Source organism: Kitasatospora sp. NPDC017646 (genome assembly GCF_044329365.1).
Lineage (GTDB): Bacteria > Actinomycetota > Actinomycetes > Streptomycetales > Streptomycetaceae > Kitasatospora.
In genome coordinates this window covers 23393-31439 of the sequence record NZ_JBIRJC010000059.1, presented here as the reverse complement: position 1 = coordinate 31439, position 8047 = coordinate 23393, and the positions used below count along the sequence as shown (strand labels likewise).

The 8047-nt window shown below is 73.8% G+C and carries 7 protein-coding genes and 1 pseudogene; 4 read left to right on the top strand and 4 right to left on the bottom strand.

Annotated features, from left to right (window positions below; all coding sequences use genetic code 11):
• Positions 1-174 precede the first annotated feature (174 nt).
• Both ACH4J0_RS39390 and ACH4J0_RS39385 read right to left on the bottom strand, forming a co-directional pair.
• On the bottom strand, positions 175-795 hold the full coding sequence (locus tag ACH4J0_RS39390; protein ID WP_396246006.1) for a hypothetical protein: 621 nt from the start codon (positions 793-795) through the stop codon (positions 175-177).
• Between the two features lie 140 nt (positions 796-935).
• Positions 936-1778, bottom strand: a pseudogene (locus tag ACH4J0_RS39385) (aminotransferase class I/II-fold pyridoxal phosphate-dependent enzyme); the annotation flags it as partial.
• Between the two features lie 109 nt (positions 1779-1887).
• Between ACH4J0_RS39385 and ACH4J0_RS39380 the strand changes: the two are divergent.
• The 3 genes from ACH4J0_RS39380 to ACH4J0_RS39370 all read left to right on the top strand — a co-directional run bounded on the left by ACH4J0_RS39380 (position 1888) and on the right by ACH4J0_RS39370 (position 4577).
• Positions 1888-2967: a glutamate--cysteine ligase gene (locus tag ACH4J0_RS39380; protein ID WP_396246005.1), complete on the top strand. Its 1080-nt coding sequence runs from the start codon at positions 1888-1890 to the stop codon at positions 2965-2967.
• A gap of 188 nt (positions 2968-3155) precedes the next feature.
• On the top strand, positions 3156-4259 hold the full coding sequence (locus ACH4J0_RS39375) for a glutamate--cysteine ligase (RefSeq protein ID WP_396246004.1): 1104 nt from the start codon (positions 3156-3158) through the stop codon (positions 4257-4259).
• Between the two features lie 33 nt (positions 4260-4292).
• Positions 4293-4577, top strand: a complete 285-nt coding sequence (locus ACH4J0_RS39370; protein ID WP_396246003.1) for a hypothetical protein — start codon at positions 4293-4295, stop codon at positions 4575-4577.
• Between the two features lie 7 nt (positions 4578-4584).
• Here the strand turns inward: ACH4J0_RS39370 and ACH4J0_RS39365 are convergent, their stop codons facing one another.
• Positions 4585-5793 carry an alpha/beta fold hydrolase gene (locus ACH4J0_RS39365; RefSeq protein WP_396246008.1) on the bottom strand — a complete coding sequence of 403 codons (1209 nt, stop codon included), beginning with the start codon at positions 5791-5793 and terminating at the stop codon, positions 4585-4587.
• An 819-nt stretch (positions 5794-6612) separates the two neighbouring features.
• Between ACH4J0_RS39365 and ACH4J0_RS39360 the strand changes: the two genes are divergently transcribed.
• Positions 6613-7209: a hypothetical protein gene (locus tag ACH4J0_RS39360; protein ID WP_396246002.1), complete on the top strand. Its 597-nt coding sequence runs from the start codon at positions 6613-6615 to the stop codon at positions 7207-7209.
• Between the two features lie 102 nt (positions 7210-7311).
• On the opposite strand, the gene ACH4J0_RS39355 is transcribed toward ACH4J0_RS39360, so the two are convergent.
• Entirely contained in the window at positions 7312-7926 is a 615-nt protein-coding gene (locus tag ACH4J0_RS39355) for a helix-turn-helix domain-containing protein (RefSeq protein WP_396246007.1), read from the bottom strand.
• Positions 7927-8047 lie beyond the last annotated feature (121 nt).

The following is an 8047-nucleotide window of genomic DNA, read 5'->3' as shown; positions in this document are numbered from 1 at the left end:
TGCTGCCGCTCCAGGACCCGGAACTGCGCCTGCTGGTCTACCGCGCCGCGGACGAGGAGAGCCGCGCGGCCCTGGAGCAGCTGTGCGCCCGGTGAGGCCGACCGGAGGGCCCGGCATGGACGCAACTCACCTGTTTCGCGGATGCGTTGATCCACGGGCCCGCGCCGACCGGTGTCACCCCGTGCCGACGGTGGTCGTGACCCGGACGAGCGAGGGCCTGCGCGGGGTGGAGCCGAAGCCGAAGCGCACGGGCGTGACCGGGGCGAGCGGGCCGAGGTCCCGGCCGTCGAGGACGGCGGTCACCGCGGTGACGGCGTGGAGGTCGCGGACGCCGTACCACTCCCGGCGGCCCCCTCCCGCGGTGCCTCGGGTCCGCACCCCGAGGAGGAGACGGGCGAGCGGGTCCGTCACGACCGTCCAGCCGGGCCGGGCCGCCACCGCGCCGGGCACGGCACGCAGAAGGAGCCCGAGCCCGCCCCGCCGGCCGGTACGGAAGCGCAGGTCCAGCGGGCCCGCAGTGACCCGCCAGTGCGCCGCGCCGCGGGCGACGCCGACGGGGGTGACCCGCACCCGGTCGAAGCAGTAGGTCCCGGCGATGAAGTCCGCCGTGCGTCCGGTGGGCGCCAGCAGCAGCCGTTCCCCGTCCGGGTCCTCGACCATGACGTCGGAGAACGGGCCGAACGGGGAGGCCGTCCAGTGGCCCACGACGACGCGGGTGCCGGACGCGGTGCCGATGCCCGCAATCCAGCCGTCGAAGCGCAGCCGCCCGCGGGGCGGCTCCCACCCGGACGTCACGGCCCGCTCCCGCGGGGCCGGGCGGGTCGTCGACGGTCCGCTCCCCGACGGTCCGCTCCCCGACGGTCCGCTCCCCGACGGTCCGCTCCCCGGCGGTCCGTTCCCCGGAGGCTCACTCCTCGATGGCCACCCGGACGGTCGCGGCCGTACTGCACCATCTGCCGGCGCCAGCCGTCGAGGGCTGCGTACACCAGGACGGAGGGGCTGGTGGTGCCGAGCAGGTCCTCCCGCTGGCTGAGCACGGCCGGATCGATCCGGTCCCCCTGGAGGTGGAAGACCGAGCTCTGTTCGAGGCCGGAACCCATCTTGTGGACCGAGGTCACGCACACGTCCGCGCCGGCGTCCATGGCCCAGCTCGGCAGGTCGGGGTGGAAGGGCAGGTGAGCCCCCCACGCCTCGTCGACGATCAGCGGGGTGCCGCGGCCGTGGCACACCTCGGTGACGGCGGCGAGGTCCGCACAGGTGCCGTACGGGGTGGGCGAGGTGACCAGCGCGCCGCGGGCCTGCGGGTGCCGGTCGAACTCGGCGCGGAAGGAGTCGGCCGACGGAGGGTGCGCGAGGTGCAGGTCGGGGTCCCACCGGGGGTCGACCCAGATGGGGCGGATCCCGGCGAGGATGAGACCGGCGACGACGGACTTGTGGGCGTCCCGACCGACCAGCAGCTCCTCGTGCGGGCCGGCGACGGACAGCATGGCCGCCTTCACCGACAGCGAGCTGCCGCAGGTGGAGAAGAACGTGTGATCGGCGCCGACGGCCTCGGCCATCAGCCCCTGAGCGTGTTCCAGGATGCCCCGGGAGGACGTCCGGTCGTCCAGACCGCCGGTCGCCAGGACGTCGGACCGGAACACGTCGGCGCCGGGCGTCTCCAGGACGCGCGGGTCGGTGCCGCGGCCCTGCCGGTGGCCGGGTGGCGTGAAGGCGGTCATCGGGTTGGCGTGGAAGGCCGAGAGGGCCTCGAGGACGGGGGCTTGGGACTGGTCCATGGGCGGCGCCTGCCCGCAGGTCCGGAGGGAAACCGCAGCGGCCGGGGCCCGGCCCGGCGGAGGCGTCGACCGACGATTCGACCCGGGCCCGGCGGGTAACCGCGCGTATGTGCTGACCATCGGCGTGGAGGAGGAGTACGTCCTCATCGATCCGGCCAGCGGCGTTCCGGTGGCCCGCGCGGCCCAGGTCCAGACGGCCGCCAAGCGTCAGCGCGCCCTGACCGAGGGAGAGGTGCAACGGGAGCTGAGCCAGGCACAGATCGAGGTCGCCACCCCGGTGTGCCGGAGCCTCGACGAGGTCGGCGGACACCTGCTGCGCCTGCGCCACTGCCTGGCCCTGGCTGCCCGGGCGTGCGGCTGCCGCCTGGCGGCCACGGGGTCCGTGCCCTTCACCGACCGGCTGCACGTCCCCGTGACCCGGACCCCCCGCTACCTCAGGCTCCGCAGGGCCGCACGGGCCCTCGTCGACGAGCAACTGATCAACGGCATGCACGTCCACGTCGGCATCCCGGACCGCGAGGCGGGCGTGCGGGTCCTCAACGGCCTGCGGCCGTGGCTGCCCGTGCTGACCGCGGTCGCCGCGAACTCCCCGCTCTGGCACGGCCGGGACACCGGGTTCGCGAGCTGGCGCACGGTCGTCTTCGACCGTTGGCCGGTCTCCGGCCCGCCGCCCGCGTTCGCCGACGCCGCGGACTACGACCGGCGCATCCGCGCCCTCGTGGAGCGGGGACTGATCGAGGACACCGGGCAGCTGTACTGGCACGCCCGGCTGTCCGAGCGGTACCCGACGGTGGAGGTCAGGGCCATGGACGTGCAGCTCACGGTGGACGAGGCCGTGTTGGTGGCCGGGCTCGTCCGGGGCCTGTGCGCCGCCGCGCTCACCGGGACGGAGCCGCCGCCCCCGGAGCCGGAGTTCGTCCGGGCGGCGGGCTGGTACGCCGCCCGGCACGGGACGACCGGCCTGCTGCACGACCCGCTGACCGGCCGCCCGATACCGGCCCCGCAGGTCATGGCGGCGCTGCTCGCCCGGGTGGATGAGGCGCTGACGGCCGCTGGCGATCGGAACCGGGCGGCATGGCTGCTCGGCCGCCTCCCCCAGGACGGCAACGGCGCGGTCCGACAACGGCGCGCCCTGCGGCGGGGAGGCCGGGCCGCGTTGATCGGTCTGATCGTCGACGAGACCGCCTGAGCCGGGATTCACCTCGGCCGACGGCCGCCTCCCGGTTACGCCGCGTCACCGCACCGGGCGACGAGTTCGCCGGACTGCTGCTGCCGCTGCCCTGACCGGCCACGGCTCCGGCCCCCTCGGCCGGCCCGTCACCGGATGACCGGGCCCGCCGGCCGTGTAGGAAGGCCGCCCCGGGGTAGCGGAGCGGCATGCTGACACTCGGAGTCGAGGAAGAGTACCTGCTGGTCGATCCCCGCGACGGCACGCCGCTGCCCCGGGCCGCCGAGGTCCTGGCCACCGCCTCGCTGGCGCCCGCCCTGCGCCCCGCCGAGGCGCAGCACGAACTGCTCCAGGTCCAGGTGGAGAGCGCGACCCCGGTCTGCGAGGACCTTGCGGGGGTGGCCCGCCACCTGACCCGGGTACGTGCCGGGCTGAGCGCGGCCGCGGCCCAGCACGGCTGCCGGGTCGTCCCGGTCGGCTCGGCCCCGTTCGGGCCGCCGGGGCCGGTGCCGGTCACCGACCGTGAGCGTTACCAGCGGGCCCGTCGGCAGGCGCCCGCGCTGGTCGACGACCTGATGCTCAACGGCATGCACGTCCACGTCGGCGTCCCCGACGAGGAGGAGCGCCTGGGCGCCCTGGTACGGCTGCGGCCCTGGCTTCCGGTGCTGATCGCGCTGAGCGCCAACTCGCCCTACTGGCGCGGCCGCGACACCCACTTCGCCAGCTGGCGCACGGTCCACTTCGACCAGTGGGCGGTCAGCGGGCCACCGCCCGCCTTCCGCGACGCCGCGGACTACCGGCAGCGGGTGGCGGCGTTGCGGGCCGCCGGGGCGATAGCCGACACGGGGCAGCTGTACTGGCACGCCCGGCTGTCCGAGCGCTACCCGACCGTCGAGGTGCGGGCGTCGGACGTCCAGCTGACGGTCGCCGACGCCGAGCTGTTCGCCGGCCTGGTCCGGGCCCTGGTGACCACCGCCGTCCTGGAGGAGCGGCAGGGGCGCCCGCGCCCGGAGACCCCCGAGGAGCTGCTGCGGGCCGCGACCTGGCACGCCGCCCGCACCGGGGTGCACGGACAGCTGGTCTCCCCCGCCGACGGCACCGCCCGCCCGGCCGTCGCCGTGGTCGAGGAGCTGCGCGCCTACGTCGCCCCGGGGCTGGAAGCGGCCGGCGACACCGGCCGGGTCGCCGAGCTGTGGCGGGAGTTCGAGCACGCGGGCAACGGCGCGGACCGGCAGCGGCACTGGTACGGCGAGCAGGGCTGGTCGGGACTGGCGGAACACCTGGCGGGCTCCACCGTGACCCGGACGCCCTGAGGATGGTCGTGACGACCGGTACCGCGTTCGACGGTGGACGACCTGCTGACTAGCCTTCTGCGGGTGTGGATAGCCATTGCCGCATTCGCGGGCCTTCTGGGGTTGATCAATTTCGTGCAGGTGTTCACCGGGCGCCAGCTGGTCCGTCCGTCCGCCAGCCGGCGCTCGGAGCTCGAGATCCGCCAGCAGTCGGCTGCCGCGGCCCTCGCGATGCTCGGGGTGTTCCTGGTCAGTCTGCGGATGTTCTGGGGTCTCCTGTTCATGCTGACCGGCTACGGTGCGCTCCTGATCGTCCGCAAGCGCACGGCAAGGCGCTGAAGGCCGTTCAGCTGGGATTGCGGTACTGGCTGCCGCAGGTCAGGTCCTTCGCGGGCAGCCGTCCCGTGGTCAGGTAGCGGGTGACGTCCGCGCCCGCGCAGGACGGGCCGGCCACCACCACCCCGTGCCCCTCGCCGCCGGCCACCGTGATCAGCCGCGCGCCGTGCAGCGCCCGTCGCATGCCTTGCGCCATGGCGAGCGTGGCCCGCAGGTCCCACTGGTTCTGCACGATCAGCGCGCCGACGCCGTTGTTCACCACGGTGGCCGCCTCGCGGGGCGGCGACTTCCAGAAGGCGCACGGCTGGATGCCGGCCCCCAGGTCGCCGGCCAGCGGGTGGGCGGCCCGGTCGCGGATCGCGTCCCGGCGGTACTGCTCGGGGTCGCGCGGCCAGCCGCGTGCGTCGCCGCAGAACAGGGCCCACGTGACGGCGGTCTGGTTGTTCTCCTGCTCCTCCGTGCCGGAGGGCACGGGCTCGGCCGGCGCGGCCGGTCCACCCTCGGACGCGGCCTTCAGCGCGGCGATCCAGGCAGTGGCGGTGGCGACGTAGGAGAAACCGGTGTAGCCGGTGCGGATGTCTCCGCCGCTCAGCGCCCCGTTCGTGGTCGGGACGGGCGTACGGTCGGCGCGGGCGATGAGGTCCCAGTACGTCTTCCGGACCTCGGCGGGGGTGGCGCCCAGCCCGTACGCGGCATGGCGTGCGGCGGCCCACTCCGTCCACCGGGTGAAGGCTGGTTCGGCCCCCGCCGCGGCGCTGCGCAGCGTCCCCCGCCAGGCGAGCGACGGATCGAGCGCGCTGTCGAGCACGAAGCGGTCTGAGCGCTGGGGGAACATCTGGGTGTAGACGGAGCCCAGGTAGGTGCCGTACGAGTACCCGAAGTAGGAGATCCTCCGCTCGCCCAGTGCCGCCCGGACGACGTCCATGTCCCGCGCCGTGTTGCGGGTGGTGATGTGCGGCAGCATGTCGCCCGCCTTGGCCCAGCACTTGTCGGCCACCGTCCGGGCCCGGGCCACGTCCTTCGCGAACGTCTCCGCGGCGTACGGGTGTTGGAAGGTCCGCTCGTCGGCCGTCAGGTCGCAGCCGATCGGCGAGCTCTGCCCGACCCCGCGCGGGTCGAACCCGACCAGGTCGAACCGGTCCCGCACCTCCGGCGACAGCAGCGGCTCCATTTCCACGGGCATGGTCAGCCCCTGGACGCCCGGGCCACCGGGGTTCATCAACAACACCCCGTGCCGCTGCTCCGCTCTGCCCGCCTTCACCCGCGATACCGCGAGGTCGATCTTCCGGCCCCCGGGATCTCCGTAGTCCAACGGCACCTGAACGGTGGCACACTCGAATGCCGCCGGGCGGCCCGCATCGCAACGCTCCCAACGGAGTTGCTGCTGACCGTACCGCTGGAGCGGGTCCTCCGCCGCGAACGCCGTCGCGGGGGTGAGCGCCGCCAGTACGGCCGTCACCGCGGCGGCCGTAAGCAGGGAGGTCGTTCGTCCGTCTCGCAGAACCATGCCAGTCCTTCGTGCAGAATCGTGTCCCGGATCGCCTCCAGTCTCCGTTCCACCCCTGCCCGCACCCGTACGGCGCCGGGATGGGCTCATGATCCGACTTGCGGCGTACGGCGAAGCACTGACGTACTGCCGGAGGCCCATTTCCCGTCTTCCACCAGTCCAGGTGAACCGCCGGACGGCCGCCCACCGTTTTCCCCGGCGCGGGTTACCCGGCCGGGGGAGAGAACGGGGACCGCCGGGCGGCAAGCCGTTCCGGTGCTCCGGTGCGGGTCACTTGGTGAGATCCACCCGCGATCGCCGAGCTCTGGCTGCCCGCGAGCCCGGCACCGCGACCACCGGCACGCCGCGCACCGCGCTCCGCACTCCGCACTCCGCACTCCGCACACTGACGGGCGTTCGCGTCTCACAGTCAAATGACTGATGTGCCATCGGGTGTGGGTGGGCGAGAGTCGAGGTGCCGGGTGTTGCCCGGTGGCGGGCGCGCGGGCGTGCCCGCGTGCTTGTCGACGCACGTGAACGAGGAGTACCAGGATGGCAACCAGTCAGCGGCTCGCCGCAAAGTGGAAGACGGCCGTGGTCGCCGGGGCCGCGGCCCTCGCCGTCACCGGAGGCATCGCCGCGCCGGCCAGCGCGGCGCCCCGGTCGGGTGCGGCGGCGGACCGCCTGAGCATCGGGAACCAGGACCTGCAGAGCGACGTGCTGCTGGGAGACCCTGCGAACCCCCGCAGCCCGGGCGCCCGCAGGCACCACTGGATCGTCAACGCCCAGTACGGCACGGTGTCCGCCCTGAACCGGGCGACCAACTACGCCTGGCAGCGCAACTACAAGGACTGGACGGTCGCCATCATCGGCAACAACATCCAGGGCAACAAGGTCACCGTGTACACCAAGATCACCAACCTGTTCTACGGTGAAGGCGGCGTCATCGGCGCCCAGACGGCTCCGACGCCTCAGGTGCTGATTGCCCAGAACACCATCAAGGCCCAGGGGAACGTCAACATCATCACCGAAATCGTGAACGTCCACTTCATCAGCCCGAAGTGGGAAGACGTCTTCAGCGCCGACTGCCGTGCCCAGGAGAACCTGCGCGACGCGGTGAAGGCCCAGCTCGCCTGCACCCTGGGCTGAACCCGCGGCACCCGCGGCACCTGGCACAAACGGCCGGTCGGTCACCGCACCGACCGGCCGTCGCCCCGCGTGCCCGCCCAGGGCGACGTCGGGTTCCGGATCCTACGGGTGCGCTTGGCGTCCGGCCTGGGCGTGATTCGGCTGACGGTTCCCGCGGCCGACGGCCGGAGGAGTGCGCGGCCGTAGGCGCTCGCCCTGGGGCCCGAACATGACCAGGTACTCGACAGGCCCGCCGGAGCCGGCGTTCGCCACCCCGTGCGGGGTGCGGGTGTCGAACTCGGCAACGTCCCCGGCAGTCAGGACGAGTTCCTGGTCGCCGAGCGCGAGCCGCAGTCGCCCGTACAGGACGCACAGCCACTCGTAGCCGTCGTGGGAGACCTGACGGGGCCGCGCGGACGGGTCCGCGGGGGCGGGCAGGACGTGCTTGTGGGCGTGCAGGCCGCCGACGTACCGGGTCAGCGGCAGCACCGCCTTGTCGTCGCCGAAGCTCAGCGGCGCCGTGGCGCGCGGCTCGGCCGCGGGGGCGGGTGCCGTGCCGGCCAGTTCGTCCAGGGAGACGCCGTACTCCTTCGACAGTTGCAGCAGCACCTCCAGGGTGGGCTTGCGCCGGCCGGTCTCGATCCGGGACAGCGTGCTCGGGCAGATGCCCGTCGCGCAGCTGACACCGGTGAGCGTGACGCCGCGCTGCTCGCGCGCGGCCCGCAGCCGGGGGCCCATCGCCGCCAACGTGTCGGCCACCTGGTCGCTCGTCACCCTTCTTGCCCCTTCCGAACGCCTCGCCACCACCCTGTCCTGGGAGTTTGCCAGAACGGCAAGGGTGATCGCATCGGACGGTGGA

Coding starts and splice junctions, on each gene's coding strand:
- ACH4J0_RS39375 (WP_396246004.1), top strand. CDS start 3,156: ATGCTGACACTCGGAGTCGAGGAAGAGTACCTGCTGGTCGATCCCCGC.
- ACH4J0_RS39365 (WP_396246008.1), bottom strand. CDS start 5,793: ATGAACCCCGGTGGCCCGGGCGTCCAGGGGCTGACCATGCCCGTGGAA.
- ACH4J0_RS39360 (WP_396246002.1), top strand. CDS start 6,613: ATGGCAACCAGTCAGCGGCTCGCCGCAAAGTGGAAGACGGCCGTGGTC.
- ACH4J0_RS39355 (WP_396246007.1), bottom strand. CDS start 7,926: ATGGGCCCCCGGCTGCGGGCCGCGCGCGAGCAGCGCGGCGTCACGCTC.